This is a genomic window from Candidatus Galacturonatibacter soehngenii (assembly GCF_008830185.1).
Lineage (GTDB): Bacteria > Bacillota > Clostridia > Lachnospirales > Lachnospiraceae > Lachnotalea > Lachnotalea soehngenii.
This window is the reverse complement of the sequence record NZ_WAGX01000004.1, coordinates 407084-431662: the sequence shown is the minus strand read 5'-3', so window position 1 is coordinate 431662 and position 24579 is coordinate 407084. Positions and strand designations below refer to the sequence as shown.

The following is a 24579-nucleotide window of genomic DNA, read 5'->3' as shown; positions in this document are numbered from 1 at the left end:
AGTTACCTCTTTACTATAGCAATCCAAAATCTGGACTCTCCATTAATGCTTTCATTTGACATAAACAAAAAGGATGTCCTGCAGGGTCAAACATAACTCTCCATTCATCTGAAAATTGCTGTTCTGCGATTATCGCACCACATTTGATTGCATGTTGAACCGCTTTTTCTAAGTCATTCACGGCAAAGTCCAAATGTGCCATTTGCTGTTGCGCTTTTGGTTCACCTGGCCATACAGGAGGTTCATACTCAGGATTTTGTTGAAACAGTATACAAGGATAGCTTCCTTGATTGGTTCCTGGCGGGTATACGTATGCCCATCCATCATCAACAGCCAATACCTCCCAGCTTAGTAATGCTGCGTAAAATTTAGATAATTCTTGTGGATCTTTGCAATCCACCGTAAATGAGTACATTTTGATTTTTAATTCATTATCCATAGCATAAAACCTCCTGATTAGTTATTTCTTTTAACCGTGTCTCTCCCCTTGTTGTATTAATATACTTTAATACTATTCCTATTTTAAATCAAATTACCAAAATATACCACACTTTATTTGTAAGGTTTTCGACAAATCAACAACATTTCTTTATATAAAGCAAAAACAAACCATACTTTTTATGAATAAACGAGGACTCATTCTACTCTCGTCCAAACCTGCATCTCATTTTCTCCACGATTTGCCCAGACGTAGTATGGAACATAGGTCAAACATACCTCTTTCGATTGCTTTTCTTTAAATGGCTGGTATAAACCATTTTCCTCAGTTTTTAATGTTCGCTTCCCAAAGGCAGTAATTGCTTTTACTGACTCATGTTCAATTTTTTTATCTATTAAAGTAATTGACTTTGTAGCTTCTACTGAAAGTAAGTGCAAATCTTTTCCATTATCCACTTCCTCCAAACAATATACAATTGGACCTCTCATCAACGCTACTTTTCCTACCGTTTCCCGAACCTCTGTTCTTGCCGCAACCAATACTGGTTCCATTTGGAAAGATATTTGGATATGTTCTTCTTCTAACCAATTTTTTTTAAGGTACAAGTAACCATCCTCTTTTCTGATTTCAAATTGTTCCAAATCAGAAATTTGATATCCATTACACCAACCTGGTATTCTAAGTGCTAATTCAAAATCAGTATCTTTTGCACGAACGGATATTGCAACATGCCCTTCCCAAGGAAACTTGGATTGAATCGTAACCTCAATATCTTGATTACCGATTTTTTTTGTTAAACATGCACCCATATATAAATGGACAAATAAAGTCTTCTCTGATTCTGTGAATGCATAAGATCCAATCGAACTTAATAGTCTAGCCAAATTAGGAGGGCAGCAGGCACAGCCAAACCACTTTTGACGAATGGGTTTTACATGGTGCTTTCTCTCATCCTTATAACAGGCGATTGGATTGACTTCCAGTGGATTGACATAAAAGAAGCTTTTGCCATCCAGTGCCATACCACTTAGCACGCCATTGTATAAGGCTCGTTCCATAACGTCAGCATATTTTGCTTTTGGTTTAATTTCCAGCATCCTTCTCGCAAAAAATACCAAGCCTATAGAGGCACATGTCTCTGCATAGGCGGTATCATTTGGTAGGTCAAAGGCAAATGAAAATGCTTCTCCCATATGAGTACTTCCAATTCCCCCAGTGATATACATCTTCTTTTCTACCATGTCCTCCCATAAAGATTCACACGCTTCATACATACTTTTATCTTCGTTTAGACGTGCAAGATCGGCCATACCTGAATATAAATATACGGCTCGAACCGCATGCCCAACAGCTTCTTTTTGCTCTCTTACTGGTAAATGCGCCTGATGATAAGAATATTTTAAGTGATTTTCTTCTTTTCTGGTTTGATCTGGATGATTCTCCGAGTCAAAATAATACGGTTTTGTCCCTCGCTGTTCAATAAAGAAACTACTTAAGTCTAGGTACTTTCGATTTCCTGTAACCTCATAAAGACGCACCAAAGCCATTTCAGCTATCTCATGTCCTGGATAGCCTTTACACTTTTCTTCTTCCTCGCCAAAGTAATTATAAATATAATTTGCAAAACGCTTCGCAGCTTCTAATAGTTTATCTTTTCCTGTTGCTTCATAATATGCTACAGCTCCTTCCGTAAGATGACCAAAGCAATATAGCTCATGATGATCTCTAAGGTTACTAAAAATCTTATCCTTACCATTTATAATATAATAAGTATCTAAATATCCATCCTCTTGCTGCGCCCCACAAACAATATCAATTGCTTCATCTGCAATCTTTTCCAACGCTGGATCTGGATGTTGTGTGAGTGAGTAACCAACAGCCTCTATCCATTTTGAAAAGTCGCTATCCTGAAAAACAAAACCATAGAATTTTTCTTCTAAATGATTTGGGTCTTCGGGTAAGGCTTCAAATCCCCGAAAAGAATACTGAGGTTCTACATATTTATCACCTTTTTGAGCTTTTTCCTGATTCATCTTACCAGCAATCTTGAAATTGCGCATACAAAAACTTGGCGATGCACCTTCCACACGATCGTTTAATGCTTCCCACTGATAAGGAATCACTTCATTTCGTACCAATTCCATCTCTTTTTTCCAGAAAACATCTGTAATTTTCATTTGTCGAAGCGACACTGGGGTATTAAAACTATTATAATTCATTTTTCTCCTCCTTTAATTCATGGATAGTGCTCATTGATTACTTTCACACTATAGCACCTTCTATATTTTGGGTAAATATCACATCTATAGAAAAGGTGTCAAAATTCTATAAATTCATTTTAGACTCTTTATGTTCTATCTTTTTGATATTTTTTCCATCCTTTTGAGCTTACTGTATATTTTTATTTACTTTATCTATCTTATATTGTATATTATGTACATAGAAGTCGTAATTTTTAATATAACAAAACTATCTTTTTTCCATCTAAACTATCATTTTGTTTGTTCTATATTTATAATTACAGGAAAAATGCACCTATAAAAATGACACATATCGCTTTATCAGACGAAGCTATCAACTGATTTATTAACAGCATCGTTTCGAATGGCAGAAAGGAAATGTTGACATGAGAATATTATCGCTTCCAAGCAATCAGATGTTGCAACATGTAATTACTGGTAAATTCAAGGCGCCCTCCGCAGAATGGAAACATGAATTATTTAATCTAGTGGATTACGAATTATTTGTTATGACAGAAGGAGTTCTTTACTTAAGTTATAACGAAGAAAACTTTACCGTTAAAGCAGGCGAATACCTCTTACTACCACCTGCCAACTCTTGGAGACAGGGATTTAAAGAATCCTATTGTTCTTTTTACTGGTTGCATTTTTCTTTGCCTAAATCGTGCAAATCTGCGGATAATAATACAGATATCGGTTTCGACCACACGTTTACCCTTCCACAATCAGGAACGATACCGAAATTGGAAAAAATGGTAGTTTTGATGAAACAGTTACAAGATTCTGTAAAAACCAATTATCCAGAGCTTACTTTGAATGCAATGACTACTAGCATTATCACCGAACTATATGGCCAACTTTGTTTAAATACTCCCATTCAAACCAAAACAGTATCTCAAAAGCAAATTCATTCCGATATTATAGATTTTATTCAATTAAATATTTCAAAAAATATTAAAGTTTCTGATGTGGCAGCAAATTTTGGTTATAATGAAAAATATTTATCTCATCTATTTAGTGAGATATCTGGAATTTCATTGAAGCAGTTGATTATGCAAAGAAAAATGGAAGCTGCAAATTTTATGCTAACGGATACGAATACTTCGATTGCAGAAATAGCAAAATCTCTTGGTTTTGCTGACAGCCACAATTTTTCCAGAGCTTATAAGAAATACACTGGTCTTACACCAAGTGAATATAGAAATGCATTTGCCACTCGTTTGTTATATCACAAGTGATTTAAATCACCGAAAGGAGCTTCATATGGCCATATTATTTGAAACAAATTTAGCAAAAGTAAACGAACGAAAAATAATAAAACTTCCTCTTGCACAAAGCAGGCAACTTCCCTCACGTGGCATGGTAATGGCAAAGGTTATAATTAATAAAATCGACTTCCTCGTACCATTAGAGCCTGATGGCAAAGGAAGTCATTGGTTTGAGTTAAAGGATGATTTATGTAATGAACTAAAGCTAGTCATTGGTCAAACCCTCACCATTCAATTAGAATCCATTGATGAGTGGCCTGAACCAGAAATTCCAGACGACATAATGGATACAATCAAAAGTGCAGGACTTTTATCGCAATGGAATAATGTCACGACGAAAGCAAAGTGGGATTGGCTTCGCTGGATTCGTTCCACTAATAATTTGTCTACCCGTAATAAACGAATTCAAGTGGCATGTTCCAAATTAGAAAAAGGTGATAAAAGACCTTGTTGTTTTGATCGCTCACGTTGTACGATTATGGATGTATCTAAAACAGGTGTTTTAATTGAATAATTTTCTTTGAACCTTGCTTCTTTGGTGGATTGGCCTTTATCTTACTTAACTAACCTGATGTTTTCTAAAAGTATGATAAGCAATTGGTGTAAGTATAGTGCATACACCAATTGAAAACATTGGCAAAAACACATATGGTTTCACGATTAATCCAAACAAATCATATAAAATGAGATTCGTTCTGTTAACTCATTTAATGCATCCTTTATGACTATGTTAAGCTCTAATTGCTCTAAACAGTCTTCACTTGGAATCTCTGTACATAATTCTTGTGTCTTTGCTTTACGAAATGTGTCCATACAAAGATTTCTTGCTATGGTATAAAGATAAGCAAGCTTCTTTCCACGCTCAACATAAGAATTCTGTGTCAAATATCGAAGAAACGTCTCCTGTGTCAAATCCTCTGCTAATGACACATTTTTAACCTTATAAAAACAATATCTATATATTTTATCATATTGATTCTGGATATCAGCCTGCACATGGTAACCCCCCTTCAAATTGTATAACGTATTTTCATATTGACATGTGCGGTTATTTTTTATTTTATTGATTTTATTTTTATCCTAGGTAAATTAAATGCAAAATTGAAACTATTTATTTCAATTTTGCATAGTAAACTACCACTTAATGGTAAAGCCAATTCCGTTTTTTGTATATTCCACACTACATTTCATATGATGCAACTCAGCAATTCGTTTTACAACATATAATCCCATCCCAAAATGTTTTTCTTTTTGATTCTCCTCTTCATCTAATCGATAAAACATATCCCATATCTTATTTAACTCCACTAATTTTTTTGAAGCATGTACTGTATTGTCTATCCTAAATTGGTATTGCGACAATTGAATTTCAATAATTCCATTAAGAGGTGTATAACTAACAGCATTAGAAATCAGATTACGAATCGCAATAGTAAAGTACTTTTTATCAACTATAATGTTAATGTTTTCATTTGAAGTCACAATAATATGTATTTGTTTTTCTTTTATGAAAGGTTCATATTCCTTTAATAACCCTTGTAGGATTTTATTTATATTCTGTGATTCCATAATTAGATGAAAGTCATCCGCATTCATTTTAGATAATTCTAACATCTGTACAATGATATCATCCATATGATCTACATGATTGATGATTGTCTTGGCATAGTATTGATTTTTATCCATTCTAATGTTTTCACTGATATTTTCACTAAAACTTCGAATAATACTAAGAGGTGTCTTTAATTCATGTGCCATCGCATTGGTAAAATCCTTGCGATTTTGTTCAAGAGCAATCCGTTTATCATACATGGTAATCACCTGTACACTAATTAAAACTACACAAACCGTACATGCAACAAAAGCAAATATATAGATATATTTCAAATGATTGATTGCTGCCAGATATGGGTATGCCGTTGCATTTATTTGTATCTGGAATATATCATCACGATAAGAGGCGAGTGACGTGTAATTCATTCTTTTTTCCCATATACCTTGTGTTTTTATGACAAACTTATAATCTTGTGCTTCTGTGTTAATATAATCTGCTTGCTGTAAGTAGGAATCATCATACCACTTTTCCCAGTTTTTATAACCTTTTTCCATATACGGAATAGTAAAACTTACCTCCCAAAGCTTTTTTGTATCCTCTTTTATATCTTGATTATGCCATTCCCAGACAATTTCGCTATCAATTTGAACCATACTTGGATTAGACATAGCATGCATTTGATTTGTTAAGGGATCAATTTGCGAATGATAAGTGCCATCGGCTTCATGCCATATCACGCGTTCTATATAAAGTTTTGCTGGTATCATTTCTTTTTGTTCTTCGACCGTTCCAATCAATACGCGATATGTTTCACTGGTATTATTTGTATAATTCTTACTTATGTATTGCATCACTCTCTTTAACTCTTCATTGGTTAGGAATTTATCCAAATCAAAAAATATGTTTTCTTGAACTTCTAACGTATCATCATAATAACTGTATTGAATCTTCGTTTGATCCTTAAGATTCTTATTTTTATCATATATAAAATAGCTCATCTGATTAAATTCACTTTCTGGCTCTTTTATATCATAGTATAAAAAGTACTCGTCCAAATACTCGTCTGGCGATTGATAAATATCCATTCTCTCCCAATACCACAATCTGGATTGTACCTCGTATAACATGCTAGAAACATTGCCAACACTCGTGTGTAAATCATTTTCAAACTTATTTTCATATTCATGTTCTATAATCATCGTAAAGATACACATCATTGCAAGATACAAAACCATAAAGCCAGTACTTATTTTTAACACTAACCTTCTCTTTTCTCCTTTTTTCAATCCACTACCTCCATTTTATATCCGACTTTTGTGACAGTCTTTATGTAGTTTCCATATATCCCAAGATTCTTTCTAAGCTTTTTAATATGATTATCTACCACCCTTTCATTTCCATCAAACTCATATCCCCAAAAGCGGATTAATATCTGTTCTCTTGTAAGAATCCGCCTTGGATTTTCCATGAAAAATAATAAGATATCATATTCTTTTGGTGGCAGAAAACAATCTTTTTGACCTGCCTTTACTCTTCTTGTTTTGGTGTCTACCATAAGATCACCAATTTTTAACTCATGTATTATGTAACTACCTCTAGCCCTTGCAATTAAGGCCATTGCTTTGGCATAAACAACTGGTAACGAAAAAGGCTTTGTTACATAATCATCTCCACCTTTTGAATAGCCATTTAGCTCATCTTCCTCTGAGATTCTTGCTGTAATAAAAATAATCGGAACATCGCTAGATTGGCGAATCTTTTTGCATACCAAAAAACCGTCTAGTTTTGGTATCATCACATCTAATAGAATCAGATGAAAGTTAGTATTCTCTGCAACCTCTATTGCTTCTTTCCCGTTTGTAACACATGTAACATCCCAATTTTTGTCTTGAAAATAATCCGATACCGCCTCTTGTAAAAACAAATCATCTTCTACAATTAAAAGTTGATATTTCATAGCTCTTCCTCCTTAGGCTTCCATTATAAAAAGTTATTATATCCTTTTTGTATCTTTTGGAAAAATTCTTTAGTTTACCATAATTATTTTATGTCAATAATGTTCTTAATTTTAAAAATGCAGGAGTTTTATCTCCTGCATCTTGATTAATTTTAATATTTATTTTCATTATATCGACATAGCTTTGCAAATTCAATATAGGAATCACTAGTACCTTTATTACCTTGCTAACTCGGATATTTCCATCTGTGATATTGTAATTAGTGTTACTTTTAACGATTCTAGTTATTTTTCAAAGATTGCTCTCCAACTTGGTAGCGAAATTTTAATATAAATATTTAATCTTTGGTAAATTTAGATTCCATTTGTAGCTAAACATTCGAATTAATACAATTAAGCATAACGAAAGGTATGCTGCATTTATCATGCCACAATAACTGTATAAAAAGCGAAGTAAAATTGCTCCAGCGATTCCTGCAATGCAATAGATATCACTTTGAAATACAACAGGCTTTCGATTGATAATAATATCTCTTAGCAAGCCCCCACCAACCCCTGTTATAGAGGTTACAAATATAAATAGTATAAAATTATACTCGTTATCAATCGCCTTAATTCCAGAGGATACAACAAACGCTGCCAATCCTATTGCATCAACAAACACAAGCATACTGTGGTTCTTCCATTTACACTTAAGAAATATAGCAAGTGTTGTAGCTATCAATATTAAAACAATCGCACTATAACTATGGAAAAATATAGGTATCCCTTCACCTGTAACAATATCTCTTATGATTCCTCCGCCCATAGCCGTTATAATTCCTAATATGTATACCCCTAATAAATCAAGTTCTTCTTCCATAGCAGTATTAGCACCTGATATTGCAAAGGCAAATACGCCGATATATTCTAAAAATGTAATTCCTTCCATCTAACTTCCCTGTAACCTTTCATATTTTTACACACAAAAAAGAGGCATATTATACCTAAAAAATAAATATAACACGCCTCTGTATTTTAACCTGAAAGATTCTCATAATTTTTTGCTATGATTGCTTCTTCGGTGCTATGCTTTCCAGAGTATCGTCCAAATTCGGTCCTTTTGCCTGAGAGTTTGTTGCGTCTTCACCTTCGGCTCTGCCTCACAAAAAATCTATCTACCTTCGATAGATGCACTTGTTGCAGTATCTCCCGAACTCTTCTTCCGATTAATTCTTACTCATTATATTGTAAAAAGTCTGCAATGTCAATCCATCTTTTTGACAAGTGAATTCTTTATTGGAGCAATACATCACCCATTACTCCTGAGAGAAAAAAGCTTGCAAATTACCTCTTATACTCTTGTACTTTAACGAGCTATTTGATATGCCCATTTCTATGATGTCTTCTACAGACAGCAATGTAACGGTCATTAGCTCCCATAACAATCTGTTCTCCACTTCGAATCATGTTACCAGCTTCATCAAATCTAGCGTTACAAGTAGCTGCCTTACCACACCAACATACCGTTTTTATCTCTTCTATTACATCAGCCCAAGCCATTAACCACATGCTGCCTTCAAAAAATTCTCTTTTAAAATCAGTTCTAAGCCCGTAACATATAACTGGAATCTTTAAATCATCAACAAGATGAACTAAAAATTCAACCTGATTCTTCGTAGCAAATTGTGCCTCGTCAACAATGATACAATCATAAGCTCTTAATTCCTGTTCTTGCATCTGTATTAATTGTTCTAAATAAATACATCTACACTTTAGACCGATTCTGGATGATACATAAGCATCCCCATCTCGGGTGTCTAATTGAGGTTTCACAAGCAAAGCTTTCTTTCCTCTTTCTCTATAATTGTACTCAACCATTAATGCATTGGCGCTTTTAGAACTACCCATGGCACCATATCTAAAATATAACTTAGCCATTCAAATTACCTTCCTAATCTTTTCGTAATATAAAATTATATCTTTTATTAAATTGTGAATTATCACGTCACATACCTGTTACATATAGTAACATAAAGTTGAATATGGTACAATTCCTAAATGAAAAGAAAAGAAGACAATCCTAACTATTGTAATTAAGAAGCAATTAATTATTTTAATGTTGTGGAATAATATGGCACCGTTAAATACTGTCCTTCATGTATCTTATCATCATCAAGTGAATTCAAATGCTTCACTTCTTTAATATAATCACTAATTGATTCATACTCTGCTGTTATGTAAGCACTTGCAACTTCCCAAAGCGTATCCCCGCTTTGAATCTGAATACTTGTATAATATTTAATCACTTGATCTTCAGACTGATTACTCTTTGCTAACGAAATAAAACTTCCATAAGTTACTGCAATCGCTATCACGAAACATAGCGTCATTACTATAATATAAAACTGTTGCTTATCTGCTTGGTTATATTGTCTGTTCATACTATCTCCTCCCAATCGAACATACTTTTCGAACAATTGTTCTGTATGTTGTAATTGTATTATACGAACAGATGTTTGTCAATAGTTTAAAATAAAAAAATCGAACAAATTTTCGATTGAATTTGTTCGATTTCTATTACGGTATTTCATTTATATATGTGGAGTATCCTTTTGCATATATTCCAAGTAGTCTCTTATAATTTTTACTGCTCCTTCAACACCAACAATACTGCTGTCAAGTGCTAAATGATAACTTGAAGTCTCTCCCCACCTTTTACTAGTATAATAGTTATAATAGCTAGAGCGACTTTTATCCGTTTTATGTATTAAATCTTTTGCCTTTGCTTCGGTTAAATTATATTTTTCTACTATTCTTTTTATTCTGTCTTCTAATTTCGCATGAATAAATACATTTAAACAATTTTTATAATCTGCTAATGCATAATCGGCACAACGCCCTACTATCACACAAGATTCTTGATTCGCTATTTTTTTAATTGCATCAAATTGAGCTAGAAATACTTTATGATTCAGTGGCATATCAATAAATGCAGAAGAGCTATATCCCAGAGAATATGTATCCATTACGAGTGAATATAGGAAACTATTTGTAGGCTTTTCATCATGATTTTCAAATAATTCCTCACATAATCCGCTTTCCTTTGCTGCTTTTTTTAATAATTCTTTATCATAACAATTAATTCCAAGTTCCTTTGCCAATAATTGGCCTATTTCACGTCCTGCACTTCCGTACTGTCTTCCGATTGTTATTACTGTGTTATTTGACATAATGTATCACCCTTTCTGCCATTTTTATTACACGATATTTCTTTTACTTCGTGTAATAGCTAAGAGCAAAGCTCTATCACCAACAAAGTAGTGTCCTTTTTAATAATTATATTATACTACAAATATAGTGAAAATTAAAGGTAATTTTTTTATATGTCTAACAATTCTCTTAAAAAACCTAGGCTAGCTAATAGCCTAGGTCAGAATAAGTAATCGTGTTATTTAAAAATCAAGCACTCTCATTTAAATCACACAGTAAAAGAATTACTTTTGTTTTGCGAGTCTTTTTGTTATCTCTTTCGCGTATGGAGTTGCCGCCAATCCTCCCAAACTTGTTTCACGCAATGAAACATCCATTCGTTCTCCAACCGCCCTCATGGCATCAATTACCTGATCGGCTGGTATCTTACTTGTAATACCCGCTAATGCCATATCTGCACAAGATAGTGCATTCATAGCTCCTATTACATTTCTTTTGATACATGGTACCTCTACTAAACCCGCCACTGGGTCGCAAACAAGTCCAAGAAGGTTTTTTAGTGTCATTGCTACTGCATTTGAAATCTGATAAGCATTTCCACCTTTGATATGAACCAATGCTCCAGAAGCCATTGCTGATGCCGTTCCTACCTCCGCTTGACACCCTCCTGCCGCGCCAGCAATAAAAGCACGTTTTGCTATCACTTCACCTATGCCTGCTGTGACATACAAAGACTCAATGATTCGTTCATTCGCAATACCTTTTTCACGAAATAAAGGTAACAAGACTGCAGGTAAAACTCCACAGGCACCAGCGGTTGGAGCTGCTACAATTCTCTTCATGCAAGCATTGGATTCTCCCATTTGCAGCGCCTGTGCAATAACCATTGAGATAAAACTTCCACAAAAGGTATCATTTTCTTTATAATAGCTTTCCATTCGACCACCATCACCACCTACCAGGCCACTTGCAGATTTCTCATTTTTGTCATAGTTATCACCTGCTAATTGCATTGCCTCCCAGAGGGATTGCATTGTATTTATGGAATCCTCTTTGGAAACCTTACGTGAATCTATATCATCTAACAGTACAGCTTCCCAAAATTCTATTTTTTCTGTTTCACAAACCTCTTCAATCTCCTTCAATGCACTATAACTCATACGTTTCTCCTTCAACATTCACATATGTTACTTTGATAATTCCTTCTAAATGCTCCAACCACTTAATAGACTCTTGTGGAACTGGTTGGTCTGTCTCAATTACCATAACTGCATAACCACCTCGTTTATCTCGATATAATTGCATGGTCGCAATATTGACCGCTTTATGTGACAACGTTGACGTTACTTCTGCGACATGACCAGGTTGATCTATATTATGCACAATTAACGTTGGACTATCTCCTGTAAAATTAACATCGATACCGTCCAACTTATTAATCAATATTCTGCCACCACCAATGGAGGAGGCTTGAATCTCTAATTCCTTCCCCTCATCTGCTGTTAGCTGTAATAACACAGTGTTTGGATGCGCATCTTTTATATTTATTTCAGAAATTTCAAACTCCATACCCTTTTTCTTTGCAATTTCAAAGCTTTTGGGAATCAGCATATCATCTGGTGTCATTCCCAATAATCCTGCAACAATAGCTCGATCCGTTCCATGCCCTTGCCCTGTTGCTGCAAAAGAACCATGAAAAAAGATTTTTGCATTTTGGGGTGTTACGCTTAACATTCTAGAAGCAATTAAACCTATTTTTACTGCTCCTGCTGTATGTGAACTTGAAGGGCCAACCATAATTGGTCCCAGAATATCAAAAATACTCATAGCAATAACCTCTCTTTTCTATTACTATAACGAACAACAAAGAGTTCCCTTACAAACCTACGAACTTTTCGATTATATAAAAAGAATGTACTATAAAGTACATTCCCCTTTGAATTATAATATTATACTATTTTTTAATAAATATATGATAAATTATAAAAATACGATTCCTATAGTCGGCTTACAATTGCTTTCTTCTTTCGCTAGTAAATTCATCAACTTCTTAACTTATCTAATAGTGAAACAAAGTAAGAAGGCAATGGTGCTTCAAATTCTACGTATTCTTCTGTTCTTGGATGATGAAACCCAAGTACCATCGCGTGCAGCGTCTGTCCATCGAGTGAAAAGCGTTGCTTGGAAGGTCCATATACGCTATCACCTAGAATTGGATGTTGAAGGCTAGCCATATGAACTCTAATTTGATGGGTTCGACCTGTTTCTAATTGACATTCTATATACGTATAGTTTCCAAAACGTTCTATCACTTTATAATGTGTGATTGCTTCTTTGCCGTTTTTGTGATTGATTGCCATTTTTTTTCGTTCAATTGGATGTCTTCCAATTGGTGCATTAATCGTTCCTTCTTCTTCCTTTATATTTCCATAAACTATTGCACGATATTTTCTAGTAATCGAATGTACCTTTAACTGTTTGGTTAACGAAAGATGAGCATTATCGTTTTTACAGATTACTAAGGCACCTGTTGTATCCATATCAATGCGATGTACAATCCCAGGTCTAAGTACTCCATTGATTCCAGATAAGTTCTCCTTACAATGATACATAATTGCATTTACTAAAGTTCCATCGTAATGTCCTGCGCTTGGATGTACCACCATATTCTTAGGTTTATTGACAACTAATATATCTTCATCTTCAAAAAGAATATCAAGTGGTATATTTTGAGGCCTTATTTCAAGTGGAATCGCATCTGGAATGGTAATTACAATTACATCACCCGTACTAATTTTATAGTTTGCTTTCACAATTTTTTCATTTACAAGCACTTGATTGTCTTTGATTAGTTTTTGAATATAAGAACGAGTTTGATTTTCCAAGAGTTCACTTAAGTATTTATCGATTCGCTCTCCTACATAGCTTTCATCCACCAAAAATTTATTTTGCGTCATCATTTTCTCCTGCGTGTTTCGAAGAACCCAAATCAATAAACTTAAAGTCCTCTTCTTTATAGATAAACATTATGGAAATGATGAGTAACGCGGCGGCTACAGTTACATAGCAGTCTGCTACATTAAATATCGGAAAATTAATTAACTCAAAGTAAAAAAAGTCAACTACATAATTCTTACTAACACGATCAATCATATTTCCTATGGCACCAGCGGCCATTAGAATAGCCAAAATCCGAAGTAGGTGGTATTTCTTTGTAGATGGCATTTTATTGTATAAATAGGCAATTGCAACCAAGATAATGATGCCTGTGATAACAAAGAAACCTTTTTGTCCCTGTAAGATACCAAAAGCCGCTCCTCGATTTTCCAAGTACCGAAGTTGAAACACTTTTTCTATTATAACAAATGGCTCCTGATTCATTAACTTGTTAACTGCAAGCATTTTTGTCCATTGATCAAATGCAATTAATATAATGATTGATACAATACCCGCAATATTAAACATCATTCTTTTGTTATTATTGTTTGATTTATTCATTTTCATCCTCATCAAATATTATAAATTGAATTGCTTCAAGTATCTCGTCATCTGTTACTGTTTGATCCATAATTGCTTTTCCCATTTTTTTAAGAAGAATAAATTTAATTTGTCCGCTGTCCATCTTCTTATCTCGTTTTGTTGCCTCTAGTACTTGGTTTGCATCCAAACCTGAAACAGTAATTGGAAGATGAAAAGCTACGTACATATCTCTAATTTCATAAAATTCTTCTTTTGTTAATAATTCTTTTTTATATGAAATATACGCAGCAGCAACGCTTCCTAACGCAACGCATTCGCCGTGAAGTAATTCAAAATTCTTTAGCTTTTCAATTGCATGGCCAATGGTATGGCCAAAATTTAGAAGTGCCCTATCCCCTTCTTCTTTCGGGTCTTTTTCTACCACAGCACTCTTTATCAGACAACTTTCATATACCATTTCCTCTAAGGTATCCATATCTTTTTCATAAATCTCATATAAATGTTCAATGAGCCATATATAGTATCCTTCATTTTTAATTAAACCATGCTTTAATATCTCACCCATGCCTGAATAATACTGGACTTCCGGTAAACTTTTTAGTACACTTAAATTCATATAAACTAGTTTAGGTTGATGAAACGCTCCAACCATATTTTTATAAGAGTCAAAATCAACGCCCGTCTTTCCACCTATGCTGCTATCAACCTGTGACAAAAGAGTCGTTGGAATCTGAATAAAATCAATTCCTCTTAAGTAGGTTGCCGCCGCATAACCAGTCAAATCGCCAACCACACCACCGCCAAGTGCAACTAACATATCCTTTCGATCAAACTTTTCAAGGATTAGCTTCTCATATAAAGCTTTTACCGTATCTAAATTCTTATTTTCTTCTCCTGCTGGAAATGTAAATACTACTACTTGGCTAAATATTTCTTTTAGTATCTCTTCTAATTGCTTTGAATAAATTGATTCTACATTACTATCTGTTACAATACATATTTTCCGATTTTCCAAAGCAAAAAGCTTCAGCTCATTTGCAAGCTGGTCAAAGGACGACTCAATCACAATATCATATAAGTTGACCTTTTTTGTTTTTCCGTGAATTGTTAAGCGCTTTCCCATTTACGCGTCCCTTTCTCAATTAAATATATTTTTTAATCTCTACAAATACTTTACCTTTTTTTGTGTGTGACAAAATACCTGTAAAAACAAATTTTCCTACACCTCTAATTGAAATAATATCATTTTCTTTTATTATCTCACTGTTTGCCTCTATCAGTCTTCCATTTAAAAAAGCCTTTTTTCCAAGAATGTAATCTACCGCCTGACTTCTTGATGTTGCGCAACACAAAGCGATTACACTGTCAATTCTTGTGGATGAAATAGAGCCTTTTATCATTTTAAATTCAGGCTGATAAGTAAAATCACCAAGCGTTTCAACTGTAACTGAAACATTAGTATGTTTTACTTTTGTTAGTTGTTCCACAAAAAAATCTGTTAGTTTTTCATGGCAAAATAATATCGCTTCATTTTCTTTCACTAAAATATCACCAACTTTACAACGATCAATTCCAAGGTTAATAATAGCTCCTAAAAAATCTCGATGTGTCAATGTATCCGCAAATTTGTGATTAACTGGTTTGATTTTAATGACTGCAATAGGATAATGTGATTGATAATCATAACAAAAAGCATCAGGTATAAATGCAATCATCTGACGCTCGGCTGATTCATAGCCCCCAAAAGCTTGATACCTTACAGTATGAAGCTCTTTGGTAATGCCATAAAAAATATTTAGTTCATTTAGATTTAAAAAATCTGTAAAGACCAAAATTCCTCTATGAAAGGCTACGTTACTCAGTTCAATAAAACGTTTACTTAATAATGTTTCTTCCTTTGTCATTTCTTTTAAATCTCAGTATGTAGTGCTGGTACATCAAAGGCTCCACTTAGTAAATCTTGAAAATCACCTGAAATATCAACACTTGGTGGTGTTATAATAAAAATATAATTTGAAATCTTTTGTAAATTACCACTAATTGCGAAACAAGAACCTGAAGTAAAATCAATAATTCTTTGAGCAATGTCTACATCAAGTCCTTCCAAATTCAAAATAACAGCTCGTCCAGTTAATAATGTCTCTGTTACTTCTCTTGATTCTTCCATTGATGTTGGTTTAATCACACAAACTTCCATACCGCCCACCTGCTTTCTTGAAGGTCGCATTGGTGTTACTTTTGAATTGCTTGTCTTCACTGCTTTTGGTTTGAATTTTGTATCATTTTCATAAAAACTATCATCTATATCTTTTGCTGTATTTTTCTTCTTTGGTTTTACATCATCGTAATCGTCATCATAGAAATCATCTTCATAATCATCTTCATCATTCAGACGCATTACATCCAAAAATTTATCCATTATTCCCATATTTACCTCCATCTGAACACTCTTTTACAATATCAAAGCATACTGCAAAGAATTGTTATAGCAAATGTTATCATTTACTGCAACAACTAATGTACAGAATTTATTTTCTTAATGTTAAATATTATAGTTTCTTTCTCCAAAAATACCGGTTCCTACTCTAACATGCGTTGCACCTTCTTCAATCGCAACCTCATAATCGCCAGTCATTCCCATTGAAAGAATATTCATACTAACATTATCAATGTTTTTTGTTTTTATGTCAACAGATAATTGCTTTAATTTGTGAAAAATATACCGATTTTCTTCTGAATCTTTCACAAATGGTGCTATAGTCATAAGTCCTTTTACCAAAATATTGGGTAATTTTGAAATTTCTTCCACAAATGGCAAGGCTTCTTCAACACGAATTCCATATTTACTTTCCTCTTGCGCTACATTAACCTCGATTAAAATAGAAGCCGTCACGTTCTTTTTTGCTGCCTCCTGACTAATTGTCTCAGCCAATCTCAATGAATCCACTGAATGAATAAGGCACGCTTTATCAACAATGTATTTCACTTTGTTTCTTTGTAAGTGACCAATCATATGCCAATTAATATGATTTGGTAATTGCTCATACTTATCACACAGTTCTTGTACCTTGTTTTCTCCAAAATGAAGGATTCCTTCTTCCAATACCTCTTCAATCATAGAAATTGGCTTTGTCTTACTAACTGCAATTAAAGTCACTTCACTTCTATCTCTACCTGCTCTTTTACATGCATTTGTAATTTTATGTTCTACTAAATCTAAATTATCCTTAATCATGAAAACACTCACTTTCCTTAATATATAATGTCATCTTCTTCAACCGCTTTACCATCTAAAACAATATGATCAAAGACAGCAATTCCATATGTTGTACCTTCCTCCACGATATAGTACTCTTCGTTTTGAAATAAAATATTGATCTGTTTGAATTGCGCATATCCTTTGTTTATATTATAAACACCAGTAAGCTTGTCTGTTTTACCAATTGGATATCGGTCGGTTGAATCTGTTTTTACGATATAATTACCAGTTTCAAATTCATGTTTTTCCACATAGTAATCTTCATCCGTTGAATAGTAAATGTTTGGTTGCACAAATTGTGTCATACTTTTACCATTCTCATCAAAGGTTTCAAGTAGAAAACCAATATTTTTATTGTCGCCGCCTTGCGTCGCATATTCTACTGGTATTGTATAAAAATCTTTCTCAACTACAGCACTTAATGGTATCTTAAGTCCCTCTTTACTATTTACCATAAACTCAACGTCAATAAAACGATCCGTCGCATAGCGAATAACAGAACTGGTTAAGTCTAGTTTTGCATATGGCTTACTATTCATTCGAATAATACTAAAACCTGCGTTGGCTTTTACTCCATCCTTTTTAAACTTAATTCTCATTGTTTCTCTTTCAGCATACTCATTTGCTTTTTCTTCATCCAATGGTATGATAATCGACCACGCTTCATCTGTAATTAATTTGTACGCCACATCACCTGCATTAACCAAATCTGAAGTTTTAACAGGTGTTTTTTTGTAATTTTCGTAGTTAAACATATCTTCTGTAAGTGTATCTATGGTTACACCTTCATATCCATCTATCGAATATACTACCAACCCTTCCGTTGGAGCAGAATAGGTGGTAAAAACACCAGCATTTTCACTACTTAAATCAGCCAGACTATTCAACAAGTTAATGTTTACTAGTTCCAGTACTGTATTTTCAATATCGTATTTAAAATTATATACACTTTTAAAATTATTGGAATCAAAATTATTTGCAAAACTCGAAATTTCTGTTTTAAGTGATTTAATATCTTGCTCTGTAAGTGTACTTTCACTTTCTGTTGTATCCGATAAAATCTGTTCTAATTTTCCTGTTTCGTCAATTGTATAGACTGTTTGTCCTGTTCCAATTTTTTCTCCTTCTCTGGCATAAAAATTAACATAGCCAGCCTTCTCGCATGCGACAATTGTCTCATTACGAAGTATCAATCCTTGATAGGTATTATTTGTTGCTAAAGAACCTTTATTTACTTCATATACTGAAATCTTGGGATTAACGATATAAACAAAAACACTGATTAATATGTAAATAAAAATAATACCAAAGATTATTATACCGATATTTATGTTTAATGGTCTGCGATACTTTGTAACCTTATTATTTCTAGATGCCAAAAAAAATTCCTCCCAATTTCAATTTGATTTACTCATGCTTGTTTCCTTCCGATAGCCTACACTCTGCAACTTCGTTCCTTCGTGTAATAGCTCTAGAGCTTCGCTCTATCGCTAACTTATCGGGTAAAACAAATGTCTGCTTCGCAGTCGCTTGTTTTCCTTCCGATAGCCTACACTCTGCAACTTCGTTCCTTCGTGTAGTAGCTCTAGAGCTTCGCTCTATCGCTAACTTATCGGGTAAAACAAATGTCTGCTTCGCAGCCGCTTGTTTTCCTTCCGATAAGCCTACACTCTGCAACTTCGTTCCTTCGTGTAGTAGCTCTAGAGCTTCGCTCTATCGCTAACTTATCGGGTAAAACAAATGTCTGCTTCGCAGCCGCTTGTTTTCCTTCCGATAAGTTACATTATATACAACTTGTACTTTTATATCAATAATAATGCTTTCTAAATATTGTATTTTTATTAGACCTAAGAAGATAAATGCCGTATAAAAATTACATATTTTACCACTCATAATTAAATAAAAAAACATCAAACTAATAGTATATTAAGGAGGTAATAAATATGGATTCAAGAGGATTAGATTATACATTATTAACAATTGCAATCATTGGAGCTGTGAACTGGGGCCTCATTGGATTTTTCCGATTCGATCTTGTTGCATTTCTTTTTGGAGAAATGACTGTTTTTTCAAGAATCGTATACGGCATTGTTGGGCTATCCGGTCTTTATATCATTAGCTTATATGGTAGAATTGGTGCAATGAACAAAGCTTAAACTTATGATTATCGATTAAAAGGAATACGAATGTATTCCTTTTAATCGCAATCCAATCAATTACATAATTCAACTTGCACCTTTCAAATTAGAATGCAAAAAGTTGCTCTTGTTATGAATAAAAGCTGTTGCTTCTAGGCAACAGCTCAATTTTTCATGTTAAGAACTTTTTATCTATGAAAAGATTTATCTTTTTGTCTTTTTTATAATGATTCAATTAAATATGATTTTACCATATCTGTTAAATTACTTTCATCATCTGAAACACTAATTGTAAAATTCACTTTGAATTTTTCACTTATCTTTGATAGTTTTTCAATCGCATGATCTATTTCTAAATTGTCAATATGTGCAATTTTTAAAAAGCTATCAAGGTAAACTTCTTCTAAATCATAGTCCTGCGAAATAATTCCACAAATAAAACCAATAAATTCATCACAATTTTCAAGTGGATAATCTAAAACATTAATTAATCTAACTTTATTACTAAGTTCATGAATATTTCTTGTGCTCTTATCTAAGTAGACGATATTTCCTGAAGTACTTTTTACCTTATTGTTCACTGAATTAAGTAGTAACTTTGTCTTTCCCTTACCCTTTTTTCCTACAATCAAACTTATCATTGTAATCTCCTCCTTAGACATATTGTTCCAATAGAAAAACACAACACTCGTTAATTGATTTATGATTTAATTCATTATAGCCTAAATAAGAGAAAAAAACAACTACTATTTGTTGATTTCGCCCAAAATGTCAGTCATTTGCGTATACAAAATACTTCTACTTCCAGCCTTTAAAACAATTGATATATATGGGTTACCTGACTCATTTTTACTTAATAACACCAAACAAGACCCCGCTGCATTCGTCGTACCTGTCTTTCCACCAATAACAGTTACTCCTTCTGGAGACTTTTCATCGCCTTTTAAATATAAATTAGTGGTTTTAAAAGTGATTTCTTTTGATGAACCATTACTTAATGTATAAGAGGTTGTCCATGAATCAGTATTAATAATTTCTACAAATTTATCATATTTCATAGCAGCATTAAAAATCAGATACAAATCATATGCAGTTGTATAATGATTTTCATCTGATAATCCATGTGGGTTAACAAAATTAGAGTTTGTAGCACCAAGTTTCTTGGCTGTTTCATTCATTAAATCAGAAAATTCCTCTACACTTCCTGATATATATTCTGCGATAGCAACACCAGCATCATTTCCAGAATACATCAACAAACCATGCAATGCCTGTTCTAACGTAATTTTATCCCCTTCTTTAAAACCACATAATTGAGCACCTGATTCCTTAATTTCTGCATCTTTTGAAACAGTAATTACATCGTCTAGCTTGCCCTTTTCCAGTGCTATCAAAGCGGTTAAGACCTTCGTTATACTTGCTGGATATAATTTTTCATTGACATTTTTGGCATATAATACCTGGCGTGAGTCCACACCAAACAAAGCAGCTGCCTCCGAAAGAGAATCATCAATATCATCGGAGAGTACATTGTCCGAAACAACACATAAATCAGCTGCAAAAGGTTTTAATGTTAAGTTCTCAGCTACATTTGTTATGTTATATGCATAATCACTATTTGTTATATCGTATTCTTTTGTAAATTTTTTATCTGCACAGCCTGTAAATAATACAGAAACTGTTAGTATCGTAATTAACGAAGTAATTACTTTATTTGTACATTTCACGCCACTCTAAGTCTCCTCTGTCAAGTGATTTGATCAATAATTCTGCAGTAGCTAAATTGGTAGCCAGTGGAATATTATGCATATCGCATAATCTAATTACATTATTTACATCTGGCTCGTGTGACTTTGGAGCTAGTGGATCGCGAAGAAATATTACCAAATCAATTTGGTTGTGCTCTATTTGAGCTCCTAACTGTTGCTCTCCTCCCAAATGCCCCGCTAAATATTTGTGAATATTTAAATTTGCTACTTCTTCAATTAACCTTCCTGTTGTACCAGTAGCAAATAGCTCATTTTTACTTAAAATGCCGCGATACGCAATACAGAAATTTTGCATCAATTTTTTCTTTGAATCATGTGCTATTAAACCTATATTCATACAATACCTCCTTAATATTTTTTAGGCTGAAGCCCAACATTAAAAACAAATCCCATACCAATAAAAATACTGACCAGAGATGTTAATCCATAACTTACAAACGGTAATGGAATACCAGTATTTGGCATTAATCCAGTTGCAACACATATATTAACAAAACTTTGGCAAACAATCAATGCCGCCATACCAGAGCAAATAAGTGTCCCCGAAAAATCTTTTGCATTTCTACCAATCCTAAGACATTCCAACGCAATTAATAATAATAGAACTATTATAACACATCCGCCGATAAATCCAAGCTCTTCTCCTACAACTGCAAAAATAAAATCTGTATGAGGCTCTGAAATAAAATTTCCATTTTTAACAGACGAAATAATATTATTATTAAGTCCTTTACCAAATAATTGTCCGGAACCAATCGCAATTTTTGAATTCAATTGCTGGCGTGCCAAATCAGAATATTGTTCTGGCTGCAGCCAAGCTAATACTCGGTTAGCCTGATATCCTTTTAGTAACTTCTGCCCAGGTTGCAAAATAATGCTAATTCCTATGATAAGCATTGGAATCGTAACCGCTGCAACACTTAGTATTATTTTATAACTTAATCCTGAAACAAACAAGAGTACGCAAAAAATTAATGCTACAACAATACTTGTTGATAACGCCGGTTGGGATACAATCAAGTACAAAGGAACACCAATCAAAACTGCAGTCAAAGCTAATATTCTAACAGTATTGATTTTTTCCTGATATTTGGTAAAAAACTTCGCAAAAAATAAAATTAAAAATATCTTACTAAACTCCGATGGTTGAAAACGTATGCCGGCAATTTCAACCCATCTAACTGCACCACCAGCATCGTCACCAACAACTTTAACTAAAAGCAACAGTATAATATTTACAATATATAATAGCCAATAGAAATTTAGGATATAGGAGTAATCCATAAGAGATACAACAAGTAAAGCCACTAATCCCAAGGCTAGTCCCATAATCTGTTTGTTCTGGAGAGAGGATCTTGCACTTCCCACAAATAGAACTCCTAAGACAGAAATCGCTATTATTAAAATAAGTAATCTAAAATTGTAATTTTTAATTTCATACTGTTTTAACATAAATATTCTCCAGTTTCTTTATTCAGAAGTCTGTTTCAACTTCTTAATCGGTATATTTGCATATAGCGCAGGAATTCCTTTACTACCATCAATGTCTGTTTGGGTAATTTGAATATCTAATCCCTCTGCATCCACTTCCAAATATTTTGATATAACCTTAATGATATCATTTTTAATCATTTCCATGACTTCTGGTGAGCAATTAGCTCTATCTGATACTAACACTAACTTTAAGCGATCCTTTGCAACATCGCTTGAATTTTTCTTCCGGAAAAAATCCATAATGTTCATACTAACTGCCTCCTTAGTTTTTCTTAAATAAATTCGCTATTTTCGCAAACAAACCATTTTCTGTACTAAAATCCATTAATGGCACTTCTTCACCCAATATTCTATGACAAATATTCATATAAGCTTTTCCAGCTAATGTGTCAGAACCTACTAATGGTTCTCCTTGATTGGTAGAAATAACAATTGCCTCATCATCAGGTACGGCACCAATTAAGTTTATTGCTAAAATATCCACAACATCATCAATCGACATCATATCGCCTCTTTTTACCATATCTGGTCTTAGACGATTTACAATTAAATCAATTTTTTTCATACTATTTGCTTCTAAAAGTCCAATGATACGATCTGCATCTCTAATTGCTGAAACTTCAGGTGTTGTAACAATAAGTGCTCGATCAGCACCTGCAATTGCATTCTTAAATCCTTGCTCTATTCCTGCAGGACAATCAAGAATTATGTAGTCAAACTCTTCACGAAGCTCGTCTGTGAGCTTTTTCATCTGTTCTGGTGTAACAGATGTTTTATCTCTTGTTTGAGCAGATGGTAACAAATAAAGATTTGGATATCTTTTGTCTTTGATTAAAGCCTGTTTAATTCTACAATTTCCTTCTACTACATCTACCAGATTATAAACAATACGATTTTCAAGTCCCATTACAACATCAAGATTTCGTAGACCTATATCTGTATCAATAAGAACAACTTTTTGATCAAGCTTTGCAAGACCTGTTCCTACATTTGCAGATGAGGTTGTTTTACCAACTCCACCTTTACCCGATGTTACTACAATTACTTCACTCATACTATGTTTCCCTCCAAATATTAATCTTAAAGTTTAGTTTATAAATTTATATCGTTTAGTACAGATTTTGTGATTGGTTCTATATAGATGTTTCCATCTTCCACGTATGATATTTTAGGCTCATTATCAAAATTTTTCTTCGTTTCGTCTGAACTCCTTGCAATAACATCTCCAATTCGGATTTGTACTGGATTCATCTCAAGCGCTACTACAAAAGAAGAAGTATTACCACTAGCACCAGCATATACATTTCCTTTTAATGCTCCTAGTATAATTACATTTCCCTTTGAAATAACTTTTGCTCCTGGATTTACATCCCCAAGAACCACAAGGCTTGTCTCTGCTTCCAGTACTTGTCCCGAACGTAAGGTTCCTTTGTAGAACTGTCCGTCACGTGAATTAATATCACTTAGCTTGTCTTCTAAAGTCTTCTTAAATCTCTCTTCACGCTTTTCATCTTCATCAATAATGCAAACTATATGAATTTTAGAATTTTGTGATATCACATCTAAAATATCTTGCTCTTCCTCTTGTGTTAGCTTTCTCCCTTCAAAGGACAAAACCATCTTCGCATCCTTAAAGAACTTTTCAGATTCTTTAAATTTCTTTGCAATTTCCTCTAATAACTCTTCATATGGAGTAGTCTCATCTAGTCTTACTACAATGCCATACTTATTACTCTTAATTACTACCGAGTTATTGCTCATTCCATATTTCCTCCTTTACCAGAGTTT

At 33.6% G+C, this 24579-nt stretch carries 29 protein-coding genes and 2 riboswitches; of the genes, 3 read left to right on the top strand and 26 right to left on the bottom strand.

Annotated features, from left to right (window positions below; translation table 11 throughout):
* Positions 1-13: 13 nt before the first annotated feature.
* Together F7O84_RS04520 and F7O84_RS04515 are read right to left on the bottom strand one after the other, a co-directional pair.
* Complete coding sequence (locus tag F7O84_RS04520) at positions 14-439, bottom strand: VOC family protein (RefSeq protein ID WP_151142380.1); 426 nt, start codon at positions 437-439, stop codon at positions 14-16.
* A 197-nt stretch (positions 440-636) separates the two neighbouring features.
* Positions 637-2658, bottom strand: coding sequence for a glycoside hydrolase family 127 protein (locus tag F7O84_RS04515; protein ID WP_151142378.1), 2022 nt, complete (start codon positions 2656-2658; stop codon positions 637-639).
* Between the two features lie 407 nt (positions 2659-3065).
* Here F7O84_RS04515 and F7O84_RS04510 point away from each other — a divergent pair, with 407 nt between their 5' ends.
* Both F7O84_RS04510 and F7O84_RS04505 read left to right on the top strand, forming a co-directional pair.
* Positions 3066-3917 (top strand): AraC family transcriptional regulator, encoded by an 852-nt coding sequence (locus F7O84_RS04510; RefSeq protein WP_151142376.1) that lies wholly within the window; start codon positions 3066-3068, stop codon positions 3915-3917.
* Between the two features lie 25 nt (positions 3918-3942).
* A complete protein-coding gene (locus tag F7O84_RS04505) occupies positions 3943-4461 on the top strand; it encodes a YdeI/OmpD-associated family protein (protein ID WP_192451654.1) in 519 nt (172 codons plus the stop codon).
* A gap of 146 nt (positions 4462-4607) precedes the next feature.
* On the opposite strand, the gene F7O84_RS04500 is transcribed toward F7O84_RS04505, so the two are convergent.
* The 17 genes from F7O84_RS04500 to F7O84_RS04420 all read right to left on the bottom strand — a co-directional run bounded on the left by F7O84_RS04500 (position 4608) and on the right by F7O84_RS04420 (position 19067).
* Positions 4608-4943, bottom strand: coding sequence for an RNA polymerase sigma factor (locus F7O84_RS04500; RefSeq protein WP_151142372.1), 336 nt, complete (start codon positions 4941-4943; stop codon positions 4608-4610).
* A 138-nt stretch (positions 4944-5081) separates the two neighbouring features.
* Positions 5082-6788: a sensor histidine kinase gene (locus F7O84_RS04495; protein ID WP_151142370.1), complete on the bottom strand. Its 1707-nt coding sequence runs from the start codon at positions 6786-6788 to the stop codon at positions 5082-5084.
* Positions 6785-7459 carry a response regulator transcription factor gene (locus F7O84_RS04490; protein WP_151142368.1) on the bottom strand — a complete coding sequence of 225 codons (675 nt, stop codon included), beginning with the start codon at positions 7457-7459 and terminating at the stop codon, positions 6785-6787. Before F7O84_RS04490 ends, F7O84_RS04495 begins: the two co-directional genes overlap by 4 nt.
* A gap of 325 nt (positions 7460-7784) precedes the next feature.
* Positions 7785-8390 carry a trimeric intracellular cation channel family protein gene (locus F7O84_RS04485; protein WP_151142366.1) on the bottom strand — a complete coding sequence of 202 codons (606 nt, stop codon included), beginning with the start codon at positions 8388-8390 and terminating at the stop codon, positions 7785-7787.
* Positions 8391-8467: 77 nt separating this feature from the next.
* A riboswitch (glycine riboswitch) is annotated at positions 8468-8540 on the bottom strand.
* Positions 8541-8543: 3 nt separating this feature from the next.
* Positions 8544-8663: riboswitch (glycine riboswitch) on the bottom strand.
* Between the two features lie 152 nt (positions 8664-8815).
* Complete coding sequence (locus F7O84_RS04480; RefSeq protein WP_151142363.1) at positions 8816-9379, bottom strand: thymidine kinase; 564 nt, start codon at positions 9377-9379, stop codon at positions 8816-8818.
* 170 nt (positions 9380-9549) lie between these two features.
* A complete protein-coding gene (gene yneA, locus F7O84_RS04475; RefSeq protein WP_151142361.1) occupies positions 9550-9882 on the bottom strand; it encodes a cell division suppressor protein YneA in 333 nt (110 codons plus the stop codon).
* Between the two features lie 150 nt (positions 9883-10032).
* Positions 10033-10671: a cytidylate kinase-like family protein gene (locus tag F7O84_RS04470; protein ID WP_151142358.1), complete on the bottom strand. Its 639-nt coding sequence runs from the start codon at positions 10669-10671 to the stop codon at positions 10033-10035.
* 264 nt (positions 10672-10935) lie between these two features.
* On the bottom strand, positions 10936-11811 hold the full coding sequence (sdaAA, locus tag F7O84_RS04465) for an L-serine ammonia-lyase, iron-sulfur-dependent, subunit alpha (protein WP_151142356.1): 876 nt from the start codon (positions 11809-11811) through the stop codon (positions 10936-10938).
* Complete coding sequence (sdaAB, locus tag F7O84_RS04460; RefSeq protein WP_151142354.1) at positions 11801-12478, bottom strand: L-serine ammonia-lyase, iron-sulfur-dependent subunit beta; 678 nt, start codon at positions 12476-12478, stop codon at positions 11801-11803. Before sdaAB ends, sdaAA begins: the two co-directional genes overlap by 11 nt.
* Positions 12479-12693: 215 nt before the next feature.
* Positions 12694-13608, bottom strand: a complete 915-nt coding sequence (locus F7O84_RS04455; RefSeq protein ID WP_151142352.1) for an RluA family pseudouridine synthase — start codon at positions 13606-13608, stop codon at positions 12694-12696.
* Positions 13595-14149, bottom strand: a complete 555-nt coding sequence (gene lspA, locus F7O84_RS04450; protein ID WP_243140805.1) for a signal peptidase II — start codon at positions 14147-14149, stop codon at positions 13595-13597. The genes F7O84_RS04455 and lspA overlap by 14 nt, the downstream gene beginning before the upstream one ends.
* Positions 14142-15254, bottom strand: coding sequence for a 3-dehydroquinate synthase (gene aroB / locus F7O84_RS04445; protein WP_151142350.1), 1113 nt, complete (start codon positions 15252-15254; stop codon positions 14142-14144). Before aroB ends, lspA begins: the two co-directional genes overlap by 8 nt.
* Positions 15255-15273: 19 nt before the next feature.
* Positions 15274-16035 carry a YlmH family RNA-binding protein gene (locus F7O84_RS04440; protein ID WP_151142348.1) on the bottom strand — a complete coding sequence of 254 codons (762 nt, stop codon included), beginning with the start codon at positions 16033-16035 and terminating at the stop codon, positions 15274-15276.
* Positions 16036-16040: 5 nt separating this feature from the next.
* Positions 16041-16559 (bottom strand): cell division protein SepF, encoded by a 519-nt coding sequence (locus F7O84_RS04435; protein ID WP_151142346.1) that lies wholly within the window; start codon positions 16557-16559, stop codon positions 16041-16043.
* A 114-nt stretch (positions 16560-16673) separates the two neighbouring features.
* Positions 16674-17366 (bottom strand): YggS family pyridoxal phosphate-dependent enzyme, encoded by a 693-nt coding sequence (locus tag F7O84_RS04430; RefSeq protein WP_151142344.1) that lies wholly within the window; start codon positions 17364-17366, stop codon positions 16674-16676.
* Positions 17367-17383: 17 nt separating this feature from the next.
* On the bottom strand, positions 17384-18769 hold the full coding sequence (locus F7O84_RS04425; RefSeq protein ID WP_151142342.1) for a biotin/lipoyl attachment domain-containing protein: 1386 nt from the start codon (positions 18767-18769) through the stop codon (positions 17384-17386).
* Between the two features lie 28 nt (positions 18770-18797).
* Positions 18798-19067, bottom strand: a complete 270-nt coding sequence (locus tag F7O84_RS04420; RefSeq protein ID WP_151142340.1) for a hypothetical protein — start codon at positions 19065-19067, stop codon at positions 18798-18800.
* Positions 19068-19333: 266 nt separating this feature from the next.
* Between F7O84_RS04420 and F7O84_RS04415 the strand changes: the two genes are divergently transcribed.
* Positions 19334-19546 (top strand): DUF378 domain-containing protein, encoded by a 213-nt coding sequence (locus F7O84_RS04415; protein ID WP_151142338.1) that lies wholly within the window; start codon positions 19334-19336, stop codon positions 19544-19546.
* A gap of 203 nt (positions 19547-19749) precedes the next feature.
* On the opposite strand, the gene F7O84_RS04410 is transcribed toward F7O84_RS04415, so the two are convergent.
* From F7O84_RS04410 to minC, 7 genes are all read right to left on the bottom strand, one after another.
* The gene (locus F7O84_RS04410) at positions 19750-20169 is read right to left on the bottom strand and encodes a twitching motility protein PilT (RefSeq protein ID WP_151142336.1); all 420 of its coding nucleotides are present in this window, start codon (positions 20167-20169) and stop codon (positions 19750-19752) included.
* A gap of 105 nt (positions 20170-20274) precedes the next feature.
* Positions 20275-21255, bottom strand: coding sequence for a D-alanyl-D-alanine carboxypeptidase family protein (locus F7O84_RS04405; RefSeq protein ID WP_243140804.1), 981 nt, complete (start codon positions 21253-21255; stop codon positions 20275-20277).
* The gene (locus tag F7O84_RS04400) at positions 21239-21634 is read right to left on the bottom strand and encodes a methylglyoxal synthase (RefSeq protein WP_151142334.1); all 396 of its coding nucleotides are present in this window, start codon (positions 21632-21634) and stop codon (positions 21239-21241) included. The genes F7O84_RS04405 and F7O84_RS04400 overlap by 17 nt, the downstream gene beginning before the upstream one ends.
* 11 nt (positions 21635-21645) lie before the next feature.
* Positions 21646-22749 carry an FtsW/RodA/SpoVE family cell cycle protein gene (locus F7O84_RS04395; protein ID WP_151142332.1) on the bottom strand — a complete coding sequence of 368 codons (1104 nt, stop codon included), beginning with the start codon at positions 22747-22749 and terminating at the stop codon, positions 21646-21648.
* 18 nt (positions 22750-22767) lie between these two features.
* Positions 22768-23040 (bottom strand): cell division topological specificity factor MinE, encoded by a 273-nt coding sequence (gene minE / locus F7O84_RS04390; protein WP_151142330.1) that lies wholly within the window; start codon positions 23038-23040, stop codon positions 22768-22770.
* A gap of 13 nt (positions 23041-23053) precedes the next feature.
* Positions 23054-23845, bottom strand: coding sequence for a septum site-determining protein MinD (gene minD, locus F7O84_RS04385; protein WP_151142328.1), 792 nt, complete (start codon positions 23843-23845; stop codon positions 23054-23056).
* Positions 23846-23883: 38 nt separating this feature from the next.
* Complete coding sequence (gene minC / locus F7O84_RS04380; RefSeq protein WP_151142325.1) at positions 23884-24552, bottom strand: septum site-determining protein MinC; 669 nt, start codon at positions 24550-24552, stop codon at positions 23884-23886.
* Positions 24553-24579 lie beyond the last annotated feature (27 nt).

Excerpts from the sequence above, each read along its gene's own strand:
- F7O84_RS04520 (WP_151142380.1), bottom strand. The coding sequence starts at position 439 with ATGGATAATGAATTAAAAATCAAAATGTACTCATTTACGGTGGATTGC.
- F7O84_RS04515 (WP_151142378.1), bottom strand. The coding sequence starts at position 2,658 with ATGAATTATAATAGTTTTAATACCCCAGTGTCGCTTCGACAAATGAAA.
- F7O84_RS04510 (WP_151142376.1), top strand. The coding sequence starts at position 3,066 with ATGAGAATATTATCGCTTCCAAGCAATCAGATGTTGCAACATGTAATT.
- F7O84_RS04505 (WP_192451654.1), top strand. The coding sequence starts at position 3,943 with ATGGCCATATTATTTGAAACAAATTTAGCAAAAGTAAACGAACGAAAA.
- F7O84_RS04490 (WP_151142368.1), bottom strand. The coding sequence starts at position 7,459 with ATGAAATATCAACTTTTAATTGTAGAAGATGATTTGTTTTTACAAGAG.
- F7O84_RS04485 (WP_151142366.1), bottom strand. The coding sequence starts at position 8,390 with ATGGAAGGAATTACATTTTTAGAATATATCGGCGTATTTGCCTTTGCA.
- F7O84_RS04480 (WP_151142363.1), bottom strand. The coding sequence starts at position 9,379 with ATGGCTAAGTTATATTTTAGATATGGTGCCATGGGTAGTTCTAAAAGC.
- yneA (WP_151142361.1), bottom strand. The coding sequence starts at position 9,882 with ATGAACAGACAATATAACCAAGCAGATAAGCAACAGTTTTATATTATA.
- F7O84_RS04470 (WP_151142358.1), bottom strand. The coding sequence starts at position 10,671 with ATGTCAAATAACACAGTAATAACAATCGGAAGACAGTACGGAAGTGCA.
- sdaAA (WP_151142356.1), bottom strand. The coding sequence starts at position 11,811 with ATGAGTTATAGTGCATTGAAGGAGATTGAAGAGGTTTGTGAAACAGAA.
- sdaAB (WP_151142354.1), bottom strand. The coding sequence starts at position 12,478 with ATGAGTATTTTTGATATTCTGGGACCAATTATGGTTGGCCCTTCAAGT.
- F7O84_RS04455 (WP_151142352.1), bottom strand. The coding sequence starts at position 13,608 with ATGACGCAAAATAAATTTTTGGTGGATGAAAGCTATGTAGGAGAGCGA.
- lspA (WP_243140805.1), bottom strand. The coding sequence starts at position 14,149 with ATGAATAAATCAAACAATAATAACAAAAGAATGATGTTTAATATTGCG.
- aroB (WP_151142350.1), bottom strand. The coding sequence starts at position 15,254 with ATGGGAAAGCGCTTAACAATTCACGGAAAAACAAAAAAGGTCAACTTA.
- F7O84_RS04440 (WP_151142348.1), bottom strand. The coding sequence starts at position 16,035 with ATGACAAAGGAAGAAACATTATTAAGTAAACGTTTTATTGAACTGAGT.
- F7O84_RS04435 (WP_151142346.1), bottom strand. The coding sequence starts at position 16,559 with ATGGGAATAATGGATAAATTTTTGGATGTAATGCGTCTGAATGATGAA.
- F7O84_RS04430 (WP_151142344.1), bottom strand. The coding sequence starts at position 17,366 with ATGATTAAGGATAATTTAGATTTAGTAGAACATAAAATTACAAATGCA.
- F7O84_RS04415 (WP_151142338.1), top strand. The coding sequence starts at position 19,334 with ATGGATTCAAGAGGATTAGATTATACATTATTAACAATTGCAATCATT.
- F7O84_RS04410 (WP_151142336.1), bottom strand. The coding sequence starts at position 20,169 with ATGATAAGTTTGATTGTAGGAAAAAAGGGTAAGGGAAAGACAAAGTTA.
- F7O84_RS04400 (WP_151142334.1), bottom strand. The coding sequence starts at position 21,634 with ATGAATATAGGTTTAATAGCACATGATTCAAAGAAAAAATTGATGCAA.
- F7O84_RS04395 (WP_151142332.1), bottom strand. The coding sequence starts at position 22,749 with ATGTTAAAACAGTATGAAATTAAAAATTACAATTTTAGATTACTTATT.
- minE (WP_151142330.1), bottom strand. The coding sequence starts at position 23,040 with ATGAACATTATGGATTTTTTCCGGAAGAAAAATTCAAGCGATGTTGCA.
- minD (WP_151142328.1), bottom strand. The coding sequence starts at position 23,845 with ATGAGTGAAGTAATTGTAGTAACATCGGGTAAAGGTGGAGTTGGTAAA.
- minC (WP_151142325.1), bottom strand. The coding sequence starts at position 24,552 with ATGAGCAATAACTCGGTAGTAATTAAGAGTAATAAGTATGGCATTGTA.